The 17,875-nt window shown below is 41.7% G+C and carries 13 protein-coding genes; 11 read left to right on the forward strand and 2 right to left on the reverse strand.

Annotated elements, in window-relative coordinates; all coding sequences use genetic code 11:
* Window positions 1–433: 433 nt before the first annotated feature.
* The 9 genes from ribF (at window position 434) to FVA72_RS03520 (ending at window position 13,372) form a co-directional block, all read left to right on the forward strand.
* On the forward strand, window positions 434–1,372 hold the full coding sequence (gene ribF / locus FVA72_RS03480) for a bifunctional riboflavin kinase/FAD synthetase (protein ID WP_096864532.1): 939 nt from the start codon (window positions 434–436) through the stop codon (window positions 1,370–1,372).
* 28 nt (window positions 1,373–1,400) lie between these two features.
* Window positions 1,401–4,211, forward strand: a complete 2,811-nt coding sequence (gene ileS / locus FVA72_RS03485) for an isoleucine--tRNA ligase (protein WP_110592418.1) — start codon at window positions 1,401–1,403, stop codon at window positions 4,209–4,211.
* Window positions 4,211–4,714, forward strand: coding sequence for a signal peptidase II (gene lspA / locus FVA72_RS03490; protein ID WP_110592417.1), 504 nt, complete (start codon window positions 4,211–4,213; stop codon window positions 4,712–4,714). The genes ileS and lspA overlap by 1 nt, the downstream gene beginning before the upstream one ends.
* Before the next feature lie 82 nt (window positions 4,715–4,796).
* Window positions 4,797–5,267 carry an FKBP-type peptidyl-prolyl cis-trans isomerase gene (gene fkpB / locus FVA72_RS03495; protein ID WP_004905629.1) on the forward strand — a complete coding sequence of 157 codons (471 nt, stop codon included), beginning with the start codon at window positions 4,797–4,799 and terminating at the stop codon, window positions 5,265–5,267.
* Window positions 5,248–6,201, forward strand: a complete 954-nt coding sequence (gene ispH / locus FVA72_RS03500) for a 4-hydroxy-3-methylbut-2-enyl diphosphate reductase (RefSeq protein WP_004905626.1) — start codon at window positions 5,248–5,250, stop codon at window positions 6,199–6,201. Before fkpB ends, ispH begins: the two co-directional genes overlap by 20 nt.
* A 290-nt stretch (window positions 6,202–6,491) precedes the next feature.
* A complete protein-coding gene (gene dapB / locus FVA72_RS03505; protein ID WP_110592416.1) occupies window positions 6,492–7,313 on the forward strand; it encodes a 4-hydroxy-tetrahydrodipicolinate reductase in 822 nt (273 codons plus the stop codon).
* A 445-nt stretch (window positions 7,314–7,758) separates the two neighbouring features.
* Window positions 7,759–8,907 (forward strand): glutamine-hydrolyzing carbamoyl-phosphate synthase small subunit, encoded by a 1,149-nt coding sequence (gene carA, locus FVA72_RS03510; RefSeq protein ID WP_165119646.1) that lies wholly within the window; start codon window positions 7,759–7,761, stop codon window positions 8,905–8,907.
* 14 nt (window positions 8,908–8,921) lie between these two features.
* Window positions 8,922–12,143: a carbamoyl-phosphate synthase large subunit gene (gene carB / locus FVA72_RS03515; protein ID WP_110592414.1), complete on the forward strand. Its 3,222-nt coding sequence runs from the start codon at window positions 8,922–8,924 to the stop codon at window positions 12,141–12,143.
* A gap of 203 nt (window positions 12,144–12,346) precedes the next feature.
* Entirely contained in the window at window positions 12,347–13,372 is a 1,026-nt protein-coding gene (locus FVA72_RS03520) for a MerR family transcriptional regulator (RefSeq protein WP_004905612.1), read from the forward strand.
* A 204-nt stretch (window positions 13,373–13,576) separates the two neighbouring features.
* Here the strand turns inward: FVA72_RS03520 and FVA72_RS03525 are convergent, their stop codons facing one another.
* Window positions 13,577–14,254 carry a DedA family protein gene (locus tag FVA72_RS03525; protein ID WP_004905610.1) on the reverse strand — a complete coding sequence of 226 codons (678 nt, stop codon included), beginning with the start codon at window positions 14,252–14,254 and terminating at the stop codon, window positions 13,577–13,579.
* Between the two features lie 158 nt (window positions 14,255–14,412).
* Complete coding sequence (gene metC / locus FVA72_RS03530) at window positions 14,413–15,597, reverse strand: cystathionine beta-lyase (protein ID WP_110592413.1); 1,185 nt, start codon at window positions 15,595–15,597, stop codon at window positions 14,413–14,415.
* Between the two features lie 414 nt (window positions 15,598–16,011).
* Here metC and exbB point away from each other — a divergent pair, with 414 nt between their 5' ends.
* Together exbB and exbD are read left to right on the forward strand one after the other, a co-directional pair.
* Window positions 16,012–16,956: a tonB-system energizer ExbB gene (exbB, locus tag FVA72_RS03535; protein ID WP_110592412.1), complete on the forward strand. Its 945-nt coding sequence runs from the start codon at window positions 16,012–16,014 to the stop codon at window positions 16,954–16,956.
* Window positions 16,957–16,961: 5 nt separating this feature from the next.
* Window positions 16,962–17,390, forward strand: coding sequence for a TonB system transport protein ExbD (exbD, locus tag FVA72_RS03540; protein WP_094961939.1), 429 nt, complete (start codon window positions 16,962–16,964; stop codon window positions 17,388–17,390).
* Window positions 17,391–17,875 lie beyond the last annotated feature (485 nt).

The following is a 17,875-nucleotide window of genomic DNA, read 5'->3' on the forward strand; positions in this document are numbered from 1 at the left end:
GAAGAATACAGATCTTAGCGTGAAAAAATGCATAATTGATGGCAGAAATTTAAAAAGAACTAAGGGTAAAAATACTTTTTAGTCTGTCAATCAGTGGGTAGTATGAAAATTAAACATGTTGTGGTTGCTTTTTGTTCTTTTTAATCGTTTGGTTATAACCATTGAAGTGTAAAACATAAAAATATAATATTTTTAGAGACCTTGGAACAAATTTGTTGTATTGATAATCCATTGGTTACCCCAAAGTTTTTGATATTCGAATCCAATAGCTCTGCTTGGGAGCGTAATAACCCACTAATTGCATAAAAATAGTGCGGAAAAAATCGTGTAGAGATCAAAAAAATAGGGTTTAATGAAACCTTTTGCGAACTAAGGTTAACCTTATGCGTCGTACAAGGTATAATCCTGCAATTTCCTCGGTATTGAGCCTGTTATGGAGCTAATTCGCGGTATACAGAATATCCGGGCGTGCCACCATGGTTGCGTGCTGACTATCGGTAATTTTGATGGTGTTCATCGTGGGCATCAGGTTTTACTTCAAAATTTGAAACTTAAGGGTGCGCAGTTAGGGTTGCCAACTGTCGTGATGATATTTGAGCCACAGCCCCTTGAATTTTTTATTGGTGACAAAGCGCCAGCGCGTTTGACGCGTTTGCGAGACAAAGTTAAATACCTTGCAGATAGTGGTATTGATTACCTCTTATGTGTTGAATTTAACCAGCACTTTGCGTCATTAACACCTGCTGAGTTTGTTTCTGACTTACTTGTCAGTAAGCTTGGTGTAAAGTACCTCGCTATAGGTGATGATTTCCGCTTTGGGAAAAATCGCATGGGGGACTTTGCTTTTTTACAACAAGCGGGTAGTGAATTTGGTTTTGAAGTTGCAGATACAGAAAGCTTTTGTGATTCAGGGCTCCGTATCAGCAGTACAGCGATACGAAAAGCTATTCAAGAAAATAATCTCGAATTAGCAGAAAGCCTGTTAGGGCACTCTTATCGTATTAGCGGGCGAGTGGTTCATGGTAACCAACTTGGTAGAACAATAGGTTTTCCAACGGCAAACCTACCGTTAAAACGTTTAGTCACACCAGTAACTGGTGTATATGCTGTAGAAGTTTACGGTTTAGGTGATAAGCCTTTACCGGGTGTGGCAAATATTGGCACACGTCCGACTGTATCTGGAAAAGGAACACAGTTAGAAGTTCATCTGATTGATGCAAATATGGATTTATATGGGCGTCATATCGATGTAGTGTTACGTAAGAAATTACGTGATGAGCAGCGGTTTGCTTCGTTGGAAGCGCTTAAGGAGCAAATTGCTAATGATGTAATTGCAGCGAGAGAGTATCTTACTGCAATAGGAATCAGATAATTTAGCGGAAAATTGGAACTGAGAATCGATGAGTGACTATAAAAATACCCTGAATCTACCGGAAACAGGGTTCCCAATGCGTGGCGATCTCGCTAAACGCGAACCACAGATGTTAGAGCGCTGGTACAAAGAAGGTTTGTATCAGGCAATCCGTAAAGCAAAATCGGGCAAGAAAACCTTTATTCTGCACGATGGTCCTCCGTATGCTAACGGCAGTATTCATATTGGTCACTCAGTTAACAAAATTCTCAAAGATATTATTATTAAGTCCAAAGGGTTGGCGGGCTATGATTCTCCATACATCCCAGGTTGGGACTGCCATGGATTACCGATTGAACATAAAGTTGAACAAATCGTCGGTAAGCCAGGGGAAAAAGTTTCCGCTGCTGAATTTCGTGCACAATGCCGTCAATACGCTAAAGAGCAAATTGAAGGCCAAAAAGCTGATTTCATGCGTCTTGGTGTTTTAGGTGAGTGGGATAAACCTTATCTAACAATGGATTTTAAAACCGAAGCTCATATTATCCGAGCATTGGCTAAAACCATTGCAAATGGCCATTTAGTGAAGGGGGCAAAACCTGTTCACTGGTGTACTGCTTGCGGTTCTTCATTAGCGGAAGCTGAAGTTGAATATTATGATAAAACCTCGCCATCTATCTACGTTCGCTTCCCAGCCGTAGATGGCAAAGCGGTGTGCGAAAAATTTGGCATTGTTAGCGAAAAAACACCTTCGTTAGTCATCTGGACAACAACGCCTTGGACTTTGCCAGCTAACCGTGCGATTTCTTTAAACCCTGAGTTTAAATATGATTTAATCGAAGCAAATGGTGAGTTACTCATTTTAGCTGCTGACCTTGTCGAAGAGGTAATGAAAACGATAGGGGTTGAAGCGTGGGCAGTTCTAGGGGAGTGTGAGGGTTCTGCACTTGAACTTTTACGTTTCAATCATCCATTTATGGGCTTTGATGTGCCTGCAATTTTGGGTGACCATGTGACATTAGACGCGGGTACTGGTGCTGTTCATACTGCACCAGGCCACGGTCCCGAAGACTATGTGGTTGGTCAGAAATATGGCTTAGAAACAGCGAACCCTGTAGGGCCAGATGGTTGCTTCTTACCAAATACTTACCCAACATTAGATGGCGTGTTTATTTTTAAAGCTAATGACCTTATCGTTGAATTATTGAACGAAAAAGGCGCATTACTATACAAACAAGCGATTCAACACAGCTATCCATGCTGCTGGCGCCATAAGACTCCAGTTATCTTCCGTGCTACGCCACAGTGGTTTATCGGTATGGATAAAAACGGTTTACGTGAACAATCGCTGAAAGAAATTGATATTGTTCAATGGATCCCGGGTTGGGGGCGCGCACGTATTGAATCAATGGTTGAAAACCGCCCAGACTGGTGTATTTCTCGTCAACGTACTTGGGGTACCCCAATGTCGTTGTTTGTTCATAAAGACACTGAAGAGTTACACCCTCGTACATTAGAATTAATGGAAGAAGTGGCTAAGCGTGTTGAAGTGGATGGCATCCAAGCATGGTGGGATCTTGACCCAGCAGAGCTGTTGGGTGATGAAGCCGAAACATATCGTAAAGTACCTGATACCTTAGACGTATGGTTTGACTCAGGTTCAACGCACTTTGCGGTTGTGGACGCACGTCCTGAATTCCATGGTAATTCAGCGGATATGTACCTTGAAGGGTCAGATCAACACCGCGGCTGGTTTATGTCATCATTGATGTTATCAACTGCAATGAAAGGCAAAGCACCTTATCGCCAAGTATTGACACATGGCTTCACTGTTGATGGCCAAGGCCGCAAAATGTCTAAATCTTTAGGCAACACAGTGAGCCCTCAAGATGTCATGAATAAACTGGGTGCAGATATCTTACGTTTATGGGTTGCATCAACGGATTACACTGGCGAAATCGCGGTTTCAGATGAAATTTTAAAACGCGCGGCTGACTCATACCGCCGTATTCGTAATACTGCACGTTTCTTACTGGCTAACTTAAATGGTTTTAATCCTGAAACCGACATGGTGAAACCAGAAGATATGGTGGTTTTAGACCGCTGGGCGGTGAGCCGTGCTTTAGAAGCTCAGCAAGAGATAGCCAAAGCTTATGATGAGTACGATTTCTTATCTGTTATCCAAAGATTAATGCATTTCTGCTCCATTGAAATGGGGTCATTCTATCTGGATATCATCAAAGACCGTCAATACACCGCGAAAAGTGATAGCTTAGCGCGCCGTAGCTGCCAGACTGCGTTATTCCACATTGTTGAAGCATTAGTGCGTTGGATGGCTCCGGTTCTGTCGTTTACTTCTGATGAAATTTGGAATGAGTTACCAGGAAAACGCGCTCAATTTGTTCTTACCGAAGAGTGGTATGACGGCTTATTTGGTTTAGATGAATCAAATGAAATGAACAACAGCTTCTGGGCTGAGTTGTTAGCGGTTCGTGGTGAAGTGAATAAGGTGTTAGAACAAGCGCGTACTGATAAGCTTATCGGGGGCTCATTAGAAGCCGCTGTGACTTTGTATGCCGATAAAGCTCTGGCTGAAAAACTACAAAGCCTTGGTGATGAATTACGCTTTGTTTTACTGACATCACAAGCCCATGTCGCTGATATTGCAACGGCTCCAGCAGATGCGCAAGAAAGCGAATTGAAAGGCCTAAAAATTGCTTTCAGTAAAGCGGCGGGTGAAAAATGCCCTCGTTGCTGGCATTATGCAAGTGATATCGGTTCTTCGAGCGAGCAACCAGAAATTTGTGGTCGCTGTGTCACTAACGTAGCCGGTAACGGCGAAACGCGTAAGTTTGCTTAATGAAGACGCCAATTTGTTCTACCGGTTTGCGTTGGTTATGGTTGACCATTGTGATCATCGTTGCGGATTTAGGCATTAAGCAATTAGTGCTTAGTGATCTAAATCTGTACGAGCCACACCCGATAATGCCATTTTTCAACATAATGTACGCACAAAATTTCGGAGCGGCATTTAGTTTCTTGGCTGATGAAGGTGGTTGGCAACGTTGGTTCTTTGCAGGTATTGCAATTGGGATATCTGTAATCTTGATGGTTATGATGTATCGCCAAAGTGCACAAAAACGCCTATCAAATATTGCTTATGCATTGATTATTGGCGGTGCTATCGGTAATTTAAGTGACCGTTTAGTCCATGGCTTCGTTATCGATTACCTTGATTTTTACGTTGGTAATTGGCATTGGCCGACATTTAACCTAGCGGATATGGCGATATGTATTGGTGCGGCACTTGTCATTTTTGAAGGTTTTTTACCTGATAAATCAAAGCAAGAAAAAGCCAAATAAGATGGCAGCGTACTAGGTTAGAATGTAATAACTCACAGCCCAGATTTTCTGGGCTGAATTTTATGATAAATAGGTTTGGTTTATGTCTACTCAAATACAGGCACAGAGCTCTGTTTTACTGCATTTCACATTGAAATTGGAAGATGGCTCTACGGCTGACTCCTCGCACGCACAAGGAAAGCCTGCGTTATTTGTTTTAGGGAATGACTCCTTATCGCCAGAACTTGAAGCCCAACTGATTGGCCTTAATGAAGGTGAAAAGAAAAGTTTTTCACTGCCCGGAGATACTGTTTTCGGGAAACATAACCCTGACTTAGTTCAATATTTTTCATTGCGTGATTTTATAGAAACAGGCATTCCTGAAATTGGTACGATAATGCTATTTACGGCGATGAATGGCAGTGAAATGCCAGGTGTAGTAAAATCAATTGAAGGTGAGTCGATTACTATTGATTTTAATCACCCTCTCGCAGAGCAGCAGATTAGTTTTGATATCGAAGTGCTTGAAGTAGACCCGCAATTGGAGAATCACAATGCAAATATTAATGGCTAACCCTCGTGGGTTTTGTGCAGGCGTAGACCGCGCAATTAGCATCGTAGAAAGGGCGTTAGAAATATATGGTGCTCCGATTTACGTTCGTCACGAAGTGGTTCATAACCGTTATGTTGTTGATGATTTACGTCAACGTGGTGCTATCTTTATTGAGGAAATCTCAGAAGTACCAGATGGGTCTATTTTGATTTTTTCTGCGCATGGCGTTTCCCAAGCTATTCGTCAAGAAGCTCGCTCTCGCGATCTCACCATGTTATTTGATGCGACTTGTCCTTTGGTTACGAAAGTTCATATGGAAGTTGCACGAGCTAGCCGTAAAGGCAAAGAGGCTATTTTAATTGGCCACGCTGGGCACCCAGAAGTCGAAGGTACGATGGGGCAATATAGCAACCCTGAAGGTGGGATGTATCTTGTTGAAAGCCCAGAAGATGTTTGGAAACTGAAAGTGAAAGATGAAAATAATCTCTCTTTCATGACACAAACAACGCTTTCTGTTGATGATACTTCTGATGTCATTGATGCGCTGACATCTCGCTTTCCAAGTATCGTTGGACCCCGTAAAGACGATATTTGTTATGCAACGACTAACCGCCAAGAAGCAGCGAGAGAGCTTGCAGAACGCGCTGACGTTGTTTTAGTCGTCGGTTCTAAAAACTCATCAAACTCAAATCGTCTTGCAGAGTTAGCTTCGCGTATGCAAAAGCCTGCCTATTTAATTGATGGTGCGGAAGATATTAAAACGGAATGGTTAGCGGATAAAAATATTATCGGCTTAACAGCAGGGGCATCTGCTCCTGATATTCTAGTTAGGCAAGTTATTGATAGACTTAAAGAATTAGGGGCTGATTCTGTTGTTGAATTGCAAGGGCGTGAAGAAAATATCGTCTTTGAGGTCCCTAAAGAATTAAGAGTTGAGGTTAAAGAGATTAATTAATCATTTGATTTCAATTATAGGAACAGCCGCTTTATGATCCCGATTTCGCGGCTGTTTTAACCTTTCCATTCAAATAGTTCCTTTCGAATATCCTCTGAATTAAAACTTTTACTGATAATCCTTTCTCTCTCTACGCTTTTGTTAATAACGATACATTTTTGCTAGCGGAATATGGTCAGGATAGTTAATCTGTATCACAATCATTTCTAAACTATGGGTAAAAATAGTTTTTTTATCCTAAACAACAGTTCAAATTTATCGATTTGCATTAATTAAAAAAAGGATAAGCCATGGCAAATTCAATGGTACGAGTCGCAATAGTTGGTGCCGGTGGGCGTATGGGGCGCCAGCTAATTCAAGCCGCGCAACAACAAGATGGAATTCAATTAGGTGCCGCGATTGAGCGCGAGGGCTCATCACTTATCGGGACTGATGCAGGGGAGCTCGCAGGTATCGGTAAGCTAGGTATTGCCATTGTTGATTCACTTAATCAGGTTGTTAATGATTTTGATGTTGTCATTGATTTCACGCGCCCAGAAGGGACTTTACACTATCTTGCATTTTGTAAAGCAAACCAAAAAGCCATGGTAATTGGAACGACAGGGTTTGATGAGCAAGGTAAGCAAGCCATTGCCGAAGCGGCGAAATCTATTCCTATTGTCTTTGCGGCAAATTTCAGTGTTGGTGTCAATGTGGTGCTGAAATTACTGGAAAAAGCAGCAAAAGTGATGGGAAATTACACTGATATTGAAATTGTTGAAGCACATCACCGCCATAAAGTGGATGCGCCATCAGGTACGGCTTTGGCTATGGGAGAGTCTATTGCTAGTGCACTTGGGAAAGACTTAAAAGAGTGTGCGGTATATACCCGTGAAGGTTACACCGGGGAACGAGAACCTGGAACTATTGGCTTTGCAACTATCCGTGCTGGGGATATTGTGGGTGAACATACCGCAATGTTTGCAGATATTGGGGAGCGAGTTGAAATTAGCCATAAAGCCTCTAGCCGTATGACCTTTGCAAATGGCGCAATAAAAGCTTCAGGGTGGGTTTGTGCTAAAAATAATGGGTTATATGATATGAAAGATGTGCTTAGTTTGGATGATTTGTAGTTTTTTATTTTTTATTTTGTCTTTTAAATTATGGCCTTGTAATCTATATTTATTATTATAATATCGATTTGAATTATTTTTATTCAAATCGATATTAATTGGTGTTTTCATGGTTTTTATCTTCAATTTTGCTCGTTAATTATCCTTTCTTCCTTCTTTTAGCTGGGTTATTATCAATAAACTAGTTATCTTGCTTTGCAACCGTTTACTTATTCATATTTACTGCTATTTATACTACTCATCCAACTAAAAGTGAGGTAGTTAAGTAAAAAAGTAAGATAAAAGTGAAAAAAATGCATTTTTTTCTAGACAAGACCCTATCTCATCATTAGAATGCGCGCAATTTGCCAAAAATTTGCTTAAAAACTCATTTTGGCATTGATTTAGATCGCAAAATCTGAATTAATATGCAAAAAACGTGATTTATTATTCTCCGGAGGGTGTTTTGATTAAGTCAGCTATATTGGTTCTGGAAGACGGAACCCAATTCCACGGGCGTGCTATCGGTGCAGAAGGCGCTGCAGTTGGAGAAGTCGTTTTCAACACGTCGATGACCGGATATCAAGAAATAATTACAGACCCTTCCTATTCCCGCCAAATTGTTACTCTCACTTATCCCCATATTGGTAATGTCGGCACTAATGCTGATGACGAAGAATCCCCAAATGTTCATGCACAAGGCTTAATCATTCGTGACTTACCATTGGTTTACAGTAACTTCCGCGGGCAAGAAGGGTTATCCGAATATCTAAAACGCCATAATGTCGTGGCGATTGCGGATATCGATACACGTAAATTGACACGTTTACTGAGAGAAAAAGGCGCTCAAAACGGTTGTATCATTGCGGGTGATAACCCTGATGTTGCACTCGCATTGGAAAAAGCGCGTAGTTTTTCAGGTTTGAATGGGTTGGACTTGGCAAAAGAAGTCTGCACTAAAGAGATTTATAACTGGTCCCAAGGTTCATGGACGCTGGAAAATGGCCAGCAAGGCGCGAAAACTGCGGAAGAACTCCCTCTACATGTTGTTGCTTATGACTTCGGTGCAAAGCGTAATATCTTACGTATGTTAGTTGACCGTGGTTGCCGTTTAACGGTGGTGCCAGCAACTACACCAGCAGAAACCGTATTGGCGATGAACCCCGATGGTATTTTCTTATCGAATGGCCCTGGTGACCCGGCTCCTTGTGATTATGCAATCAAGGCAATTGAAACATTCTTAACCACAGAAATCCCAGTATTTGGTATTTGTTTAGGGCACCAATTACTCGCTTTGGCCAGCGGTGCTAATACCATGAAAATGAAGTTTGGTCATCATGGTGCTAACCATCCAGTTAAAGATTTAGACAAAGATGTGGTGATGATTACGGCGCAAAACCATGGTTTTGCGGTTGATGAATCGACACTTCCCGACACACTGCGCGTGACTCACAAGTCACTGTTTGATGGAACATTGCAAGGTATTCACCGTACGGATAAACCAGCATTTAGTTTTCAAGGCCACCCAGAAGCAAGCTCAGGGCCACATGATGCGGCAAATTTATTCGACCATTTCATTGAATTAATTAATGAATACCGTCAAAACGCACAATAATCGGGAGCAAAAAAATGGCAAAACGTACAGATATAAAAAGTATTCTGATTTTAGGTGCCGGCCCAATTGTGATTGGCCAAGCATGTGAATTTGACTATTCAGGTGCTCAAGCGTGTAAAGCACTGCGTGAAGAAGGTTACCGCGTAATCTTAGTCAACTCGAACCCTGCGACTATTATGACAGACCCAGAAATGGCGGATGCAACTTACATCGAGCCGATTCACTGGGAAGTTGTGCGTAAAATTATTGAAAAAGAGCGCCCAGATGCAGTATTACCGACCATGGGAGGCCAAACCGCATTGAACTGTGCGCTTGAATTAGAGCGTAAAGGCGTTTTAGCCGAGTTCGGTGTCACCATGATTGGGGCGACTGCTGATGCAATAGATAAAGCAGAAGATCGTCAACGCTTTGATAAAGCAATGAAAAAAATCGGCTTGGGCACTGCACGCTCAGGTATCGCACATAATATGGAAGAAGCATTTGCTGTTGCCGATGCGGTAGGCTTTCCCTGTATTATTCGCCCATCATTTACGATGGGAGGTACCGGTGGCGGTATCGCCTATAATCGCGAAGAGTTTGAAGAAATTTGTACTCGCGGTTTAGATTTATCCCCGACTAACGAATTATTGATAGATGAATCGCTGATTGGTTGGAAAGAATACGAAATGGAAGTTGTCCGCGATAAAAAAGACAACTGTATTATCGTTTGTTCCATTGAAAACTTCGATGCCATGGGGATCCACACAGGTGACTCTATCACCGTAGCACCAGCTCAAACACTGACTGATAAAGAATACCAAATCATGCGTGACGCATCGATGGCAGTATTGCGTGAAATCGGCGTTGAAACAGGTGGCTCTAACGTTCAATTTGCGGTAAACCCTAAAGATGGGCGCTTAATTGTTATTGAAATGAACCCGCGGGTTTCGCGTTCATCAGCGCTTGCCTCTAAAGCAACAGGCTTCCCAATTGCAAAGATTGCTGCAAAATTAGCCGTGGGCTATACCCTTGATGAGTTAATGAATGATATCACTGGTGGCCGTACCCCTGCATCATTTGAACCTTCCATTGACTACGTTGTGACAAAAATTCCGCGCTTTAACTTTGAAAAATTTGCGGGCACGAATGACCGACTCACAACGCAAATGAAATCGGTTGGCGAAGTGATGGCTATCGGTCGCACATTCCAAGAATCAATGCAAAAAGCGTTACGTGGGTTAGAAGTGGGCGCAACAGGCTTTGACCCGAAAGTGGCTCAAGAGGACCCTGAAGCTCTGACTCGTATCCGTCGTGAATTAAAAGATGCTGGTGGAGAGCGTATTTGGTTTATTGCGGATGCATTCCGTGCGGGGCTTTCTGTTGATGGTGTTTTCAATTTAACCAATATTGACCGCTGGTTCTTAGTGCAAATCGAAGAACTGGTACGTTTAGAAGAAGAAGTGGCTGAATTAGGTATCAATGGCCTGACCAAAGACTTCTTACGTGTACTCAAACGGAAAGGTTTTGCAGATGCCCGTTTAGCTTGTCTAGTCGGGGTTTCTGAAGCAGAACTGCGTAAATTACGTCAAGGCTATGATTTACATCCTGTATATAAACGTGTTGATACCTGTGCGGCAGAATTTGCAACAGATACGGCTTATATGTATTCCACTTATGAAGATGAGTGCGAGTCAAACCCAAATAATGCTAAACCGAAGGTGATGGTATTAGGCGGTGGGCCAAACCGGATTGGGCAAGGGATTGAATTTGACTATTGCTGCGTGCATGCATCTTTAGCGTTACGTGAAGACGGCTATGAAACCATTATGGTCAACTGTAATCCTGAAACCGTTTCAACTGACTATGACACGTCAGATCGTCTCTATTTCGAACCTGTCACCCTTGAAGATGTGCTGGAAATTGTGCGTATCGAGCAGCCAAAAGGCGTGATTGTGCAATATGGTGGTCAAACACCATTGAAATTAGCGAGAGCGTTGGAAGCTGCCGGTGTTCCTGTTATTGGTACGAGCCCAGATGCCATCGACCGCGCAGAAGATCGTGAACGTTTCCAGCAGGCCGTTAATCGCTTGAACTTGAAGCAACCACAGAACGCAACTGTCACAGCGATTGAGCAAGCCGTTGAAAAAGCAGCTGTTATTGGCTACCCACTGGTTGTTCGTCCATCCTATGTACTAGGTGGCCGAGCAATGGAAATTGTATATGACGAAATCGATTTACGTCGCTATTTCCAAACCGCGGTAAGTGTCTCTAACGATGCGCCAGTGCTACTTGACCGTTTCCTAGACGATGCGGTTGAAGTTGACGTAGATGCGATTTGTGACGGTGAGATGGTACTGATCGGCGGTATCATGGAACACATTGAGCAAGCAGGTGTGCACTCTGGTGACTCCGCATGTTCTCTACCTGCTTATACGCTTAGCCAAGAAATCCAAGATGTAATGCGTGAACAAGTTCGTAACCTTGCCTTTGAGTTACGTGTGCGTGGCTTGATGAACGTGCAGTTTGCAGTCAAAAATAATGAAGTTTACTTAATTGAAGTCAATCCACGTGCGGCAAGGACTGTGCCTTTTGTCTCTAAAGCAACGGGTGTGCCATTAGCGAAAGTTGCAGCGCGTGTGATGGTAGGGCAAACCTTGGCACAGCAAGGGGTGACGGAAGAGGTTATTCCACCATATTACTCTGTGAAAGAGGTGGTATTGCCATTCAATAAATTCCCTGGTGTTGACCCAATTCTTGGGCCTGAAATGCGTTCAACAGGCGAAGTAATGGGCGTCGGCCGGACATTTGCTGAAGCCTTTGCTAAAGCGATGTTAGGCAGTAGCTCGACGATGAAAAAATCAGGCCGTGCACTGTTATCTGTTCGTGAGGGAGATAAAACTCGCGTGGTTGATTTAGCTGCTAAGCTGTTAAAACACGGCTTTGAGCTGGATGCTACTCACGGCACTGCGATTGTGTTAGGAGAGGCTGGTATTAACCCACGCCTCGTCAATAAAGTTCATGAAGGTCGTCCACACATTCAAGATAGAATTAAGAATGGTGAATATGATTACATTGTGAATACCACCGCAGGGCGTCAAGCCATTGAAGACTCAAAATTAATTCGTCGCAGTGCATTGCGTTATAAAGTCCACTATGACACGACGTTGAATGGTGGGTTTGCCACTACGATGTCGCTCAGTGCAGACCCAACCGATACGGTAATCTCTGTACAAGAAATGCATGCATTAATTAAGTAATAATTTAACGTTATCTATATAAGCCTCAGTATTCAATCTACTGGGGCTTTTTTATTGCTATTCTATAAAGCCATCTCCTGACGAGAGGGAAATTGTCTGCTGATATAATGGATAAGATGGAATTTTAATAAAAAGTGCAAAGTGGTGATTGACTCTCACGTAACGTGAGGCACTAACCTTAGTCGCAATTACAGGAGGAACATATGCTATTTCAAGTTGGTGAGATCGCGGAAAAAACAGGATTAACCATCCGTACACTTCATCATTATGAAGAAATTGGCTTATTGGTACCAACTGCAAGAACCGATGCAGGTTATCGGCTTTACAACATGCAATGCATAGAGCGTTTAACGCAAATTCAATTGTTACGGCAAGTTGGAGTCAAACTGAAAAACATCGGTGAATTACTGGATGGCCAGAGTGGAGATATGACGAGTTTGCTGCAAGAGCGAATTGCATTATTAACGGAACAAATGGAGCAAATGGCGACATTACGTAATCGATTAGAGCAATTACACAGGCAAATGCAAACGGGAAATACTTTAACTCAGGCTGATTGGTTTTCTGTATTGGAGATGATGTCGATGTTTGATAAATATTTTACCCCTCAAGAATTGGAACAATTGCCATTATATACGGCGCATACGCTGAAAAACCAAGAGTGGCAACAGCGAGTAGCAACGGTAAGCAAGCTGATGGAACAAGGTGCAACACCTCAATCTACAGAGGTGCAACAAATTGCACATGAATGGATGACAGCGTTAGAAAGAGATACCGGAGGAAACCCTGATTTCTTTGCACGACTGAATCAAATTCATTTATCGGATAACACGTTAGCTTATTCATCAGGCATTTCTGTCGCAATGATCCAATTTGTTGCAGAGGGTTTTAGTGAATACCAATTATCACTGTTTAAACCCCATTTAACCGCGGAGCAATTTGCTTTTGTTCAGCAACATTATTTTGCTTCAGGGCAGGTGTGGCCTGAGTTAATTGCGGGTCTCTATAATGCATTAAAAGCCCAAAAATCCCCAGATTCACCTGAAGTACAACAATTAGCACAAACATGGTTAACGATGTTCAACCAGTTTACGGGGGGAGATCCTGAGCTACAAGAGAGAATTCGGGCTATTTATCGTGAAGATCCCAAAATTTCTCAAGGGACATGGATGACAGCAGAAATTGGTCAGTATTTATTTTCTGCTATTAGCAGTTTGATGACTGAATAAACCAAATGGCCGCTGACTAGCGGCCATTGAGGTTGTTGACAAAGCGGGATAAAAGCGTGGTTTTTCCCGCTTTGTGTTATCAGCCGAAAATCAATAAATTGATTTTTCTAGTTTATTTTCAAAACCTATTCGACTTGCCGCCAAACATAATATGTTTGTCAGCAGTCTGAATGGCTGCTGACTAGCGGCCATTGTTCAGTCATATTATGATTTCTCTTTGCTACTCGAGAGTGCTTTGCGGTGTTTCCAGTACATTACAATTGAGCCAATTAGGCCACTAATCAGTAGGATAACTGGGATAATCATCAACGCACTAATCACAATTTGCTCGTGTTCTTTCACAAAAGGAATTTGGTTTAGGGCATACCCTAAGGTGACAATCAAGCCAACCCATAACAAACCACTTAACCAGTTAAAAAACTGGAAACGGCGGTGGCTTAATTCAGATAACCCAGCAAGCAAAGGTAATATCGTTCTGACAAATGCAAGAAAGCGCCCTATAAGTAGCGCGTATAAACCTTGCTTATTAAACATATTGTTTGCTTTGGTGTGATATTCCTCAGGGATTTGTGCTAACCAGCGCTTCACAACCTTAGTTTCACTTAACCATCGGCCTTGCAGAAAGCCCAGCCAGCAACCTAAACTGGCTGCGGTTGTTAGCAATAATATCGTGGGTATAAAGTGCAAAACCCCTTTGGCAATTAATGCACCAGAAAGGATCAACAAGGTATCACCGGGTAAGAAAGCGGCGGGAAGGACGCCATTTTCTAAAACAATGACAACAAAAAGTACGGTATAAATAACCCAAAGCACTTCAGGGTTGGAGAGTTTAAGGAAATCGTGGTGCCAAAGTGCCAGTACGATTTCGCGTAGGACTTCCATAATTATTCCTGTATCTGCGTAAAAGCGAATTTCTTTATCATCTATATTACAGGAAAAAAAGGGCTCAAGTTTGATTTGTTTGAAGAATTAATCATTTAGTGAAAAAATTGCAGGAAACATTTAACGCAGCTCCTGCAATTAATATATTGATTTTTAATTTAAATTCTTTCGAAAGCTAATTGTAAGTCGTGAATTAAATCATCGGTGTGCTCTAGGCCTATATGCACTCGGAAGAAGGTTCCTTCTTTTGGTGAAAAATCATACTGCCGCATATTGAGTAAATCTTCTTTTTGGTATCCCAAAATTAGCGACTCAAAACCACCCCATGAATAACCCATTTTAAAATGATTAAAATTATCAAGAAAAGCGGTAAATTGCTCAGTGGTTAAGCGTGATTTTAGTTGGAAAGAGAAAAGGCCATTAGCACCTGTAAAATCACGGATAAAGAATTCATGGCCCGGTGAATTCTCAAGTGCAGGGTGAAATACCTGTTCAACTTCAGGACGTTGTTGTAACCAGTTAGCGACTTGTAAGCTATTAATTTGATGCTGTTTTAAGCGAGTCGGTAATGTATGCAGTCCTCGATTAGCCATATAAACGGTGTCTGGATCAGCCGTTTGGCCTAAGAGATATGAATTTTCGCGCAATGTTTCAATACAGCGTTGGTTTGCCACAGCAAGGCCGAGCATACCGTCGGAATGGCCATTGATATATTTAGTTGCTGATTGGATTGATACGTCAACATCAAATAATAAAGGTTTAAGTAAAACACCAGCAGCCCAAGTGTTATCAATCATAATCACAATTTCAGGGGATTTCGCACGTATTGTCTTTACGATTGTCGGTAAATCATGAACTTCCATGGTGATAGAACCGGGGGATTCTAAGAATACAATACGCGTATTAGGCTGAATTAAATCAGCGATACCCGTTCCGATGAGTGGATCAAAATACGTGGTTTGGATATTTAACTTAGTGAGAATATTGTCGCAAAAATTTTGAGTTGGGTCATAAGCTGAGCCTGTAACAAGGATATGTTCACCAGCAGAAATAAACGACAAAATGGCATTTGTGATAGCTGCTGCGCCTGATGGGTAAAGGACGCATCCAGCACCTGATTCTAATTCTGTCATGGCCTCTTGAAAAGCGAAATGAGTTTGCGTACCACGACGCCCATAAAATAATACGCTATTTGCACGATGGCGAGTTGCATGACGTTTCTCTTCGAGCGTATCAAAAATAATAGATGATGCTCTCTGAATTACGGGATTTACCCCTTTTTGCGTGTACTTAGGGTTCCGACCAATATGGACTAATTGTGTTTCAGGTTTTATTTCTGCCATGATTTTTCCCTACACAGAGTGTGAACTTGCTAAATTCAAAGGTGATTTATACTAAGACGTTAAATGATCCTGATAGAAATGTAACTTGAGTATTCTTCAACTTTCAAATCGTAGGTAAGTTTTATTTTGTAAAGTTAAATACGAACACTTAATTGAGCTGTGAATTATTAAGGAAAATAACCGCATAATAGAAAAGGGCATGTTTGTCTAAACGCAAAAAAATACAAAAAAAATCGCGAATACTAATGATAATTACTATCAATTCGCGCTGTGTTTGATATCATCAGCACCGTCTTTTTGAAAAGAGACGGACAGCGCGAGTCAAATTTCGCTTTTAAAGGTTAGTCGATGAATGGCACAATCATCGATATGAATTTTATTATACAACACTAAAAAGAGAGTAAAGGCCAACTGATGCGTAAACTAACAGCTTCTATTCTATTGGCGTTCGGCTTGATGGGTACGGCAGTCGCTGAAACCACACCTGCAACAACACCAGCTGCGTCTCAAAACACACCATCAACACAACCGGCAGTAAATTCAGCCGCACCAACAACAACGACACCAAGTGCTGAAGTTGCATCAGTACCTGCTGAGCCTGCGCAAGGCGAAGCCGTGAACACAACAGTTGTTAATGAAAACATTGAAATTGCAACAGAAGCACCAACAGGGGGTTTTGATCAAGACTTATCTGTTTGGGGAATGTACCAAAATGCAGATAACGTGGTTAAAACCGTTATGATTGGTTTGGTGATTGCTTCTGTCATTACATGGGCTCTATTTTTCTCAAAAGGTTTGGAAATATTAGTCGCTCGTCGCCGCTTAAAAGCAGAAGCAAAAGCGATTGCTGAGGTGAAGTCACTTGATGAGGCGGTCAGTATCGCAGAAGGCTTCAAAGCAAATAGCATTACACGTATGTTATTAAATGAAGCTGTTACTGAGCGGGCTTTATCCGCCAATAGCTCTGATTTATCAGGCACAAAAGAGCGCACATCATTCCGTTTAGAAAGAGCTGTTGCTGCGATTAGCCGTTATATGTGGCGTGGTAATGGCTATTTGGCGACTATTGGTGCGATTTCTCCATTTGTCGGTCTATTTGGGACTGTCTGGGGGATCATGAACAGCTTTATCGGGATTGCCCACTCGCAAACGACTAACCTCGCTGTTGTTGCCCCTGGTATTGCAGAAGCATTATTAGCGACAGCAATTGGTCTTATTGCCGCTATCCCTGCGGTTGTGATTTATAATATTTTTGCCCGTATGATCAACAACTATCGTGGTCAAGTAGGGGATGTCGCTGCTCAGTCCGCATTGTTACTGGGGCGTGATCTTGATCTGGCAAATAGCAAAGCAAGGTAATTATTATGGCAATGCGTTTAGGTGACGAACAAGACGATAGCGGTGAAATGCATGAAATTAACGTAACACCTTTTATTGATGTTATGTTGGTTTTATTGATTATCTTTATGGTTGCGGCACCATTGGCAACAGTTGATATTAAAGTCGACTTACCCGCCTCGACAGCGAAGCCGCAGCCGCGTCCTGAAAAACCTGTTTTTCTAACGGTTAAATCGGATAGCCAGCTTTTTATTGGTGACCAAGCTGTGACAAAGGAACAGCTTGCTTCTACACTTGACCAAGCAACGAGTTCCAATAAGGAAACAACAATCTTTTTCCAAGCGGACAAGAGTGTTGATTATGAAACTATGATGGATGTAATGAATGCATTGCGTCAATCAGGGTACTTGAAGATTGGTTTAGTGGGAATGGAAGCGACATCATCCTCAAAATAAGCTGATTAAGCCATATAAACGCGTTTTATCATTAAGGGTAAAACGCGTTTTTTTATGATCTAACCATACCATTAAGATAAGTTCGTGTCTTACTAACCTCCCTTAGGTACTATTTGTGAAAATCCAAGCGCATTTATTTATCTAATTAATTTTTTTTTAAAGAATTTTATTCTTATTTGACGCTTTTTATTCGCAATTTGATAAGGTAGCTTGACCATTGTGCCCATTTTTTTACTCTATTTTGGATGTTTTCGCTTGTATTCCCGATAAGTAATAAATATTTTCATTAATTTTTATAATGAATTATTGTGTGTTTTTCCTTTCTTATCATAGTAATTTCTATTGATATTACCTTTTTTTCTACCTACTCATTAGTCATATTGATTCATTTTCTTAGTTTTTTAATTTATAAATACGAGTTAAATAACCTATTAATTCTGGTTATTTTATCAATGACAATGCAATAATGATGTAAAACTTTATTA

This window comes from Providencia sp. PROV061, from assembly GCF_011045655.1.
Classification (GTDB): domain Bacteria; phylum Pseudomonadota; class Gammaproteobacteria; order Enterobacterales; family Enterobacteriaceae; genus Providencia; species Providencia hangzhouensis.

Bases quoted from the DNA above. Each gene is read 5' to 3' on its own strand.
- ribF (WP_096864532.1), top strand. From the start codon at position 434: ATGGAGCTAATTCGCGGTATACAGAATATCCGGGCGTGCCACCATGGT.
- ileS (WP_110592418.1), top strand. From the start codon at position 1,401: ATGAGTGACTATAAAAATACCCTGAATCTACCGGAAACAGGGTTCCCA.
- lspA (WP_110592417.1), top strand. From the start codon at position 4,211: ATGAAGACGCCAATTTGTTCTACCGGTTTGCGTTGGTTATGGTTGACC.
- fkpB (WP_004905629.1), top strand. From the start codon at position 4,797: ATGTCTACTCAAATACAGGCACAGAGCTCTGTTTTACTGCATTTCACA.
- ispH (WP_004905626.1), top strand. From the start codon at position 5,248: ATGCAAATATTAATGGCTAACCCTCGTGGGTTTTGTGCAGGCGTAGAC.
- dapB (WP_110592416.1), top strand. From the start codon at position 6,492: ATGGCAAATTCAATGGTACGAGTCGCAATAGTTGGTGCCGGTGGGCGT.
- carB (WP_110592414.1), top strand. From the start codon at position 8,922: ATGGCAAAACGTACAGATATAAAAAGTATTCTGATTTTAGGTGCCGGC.
- FVA72_RS03520 (WP_004905612.1), top strand. From the start codon at position 12,347: ATGCTATTTCAAGTTGGTGAGATCGCGGAAAAAACAGGATTAACCATC.
- FVA72_RS03525 (WP_004905610.1), bottom strand. From the start codon at position 14,254: ATGGAAGTCCTACGCGAAATCGTACTGGCACTTTGGCACCACGATTTC.
- metC (WP_110592413.1), bottom strand. From the start codon at position 15,597: ATGGCAGAAATAAAACCTGAAACACAATTAGTCCATATTGGTCGGAAC.
- exbB (WP_110592412.1), top strand. From the start codon at position 16,012: ATGCGTAAACTAACAGCTTCTATTCTATTGGCGTTCGGCTTGATGGGT.
- exbD (WP_094961939.1), top strand. From the start codon at position 16,962: ATGGCAATGCGTTTAGGTGACGAACAAGACGATAGCGGTGAAATGCAT.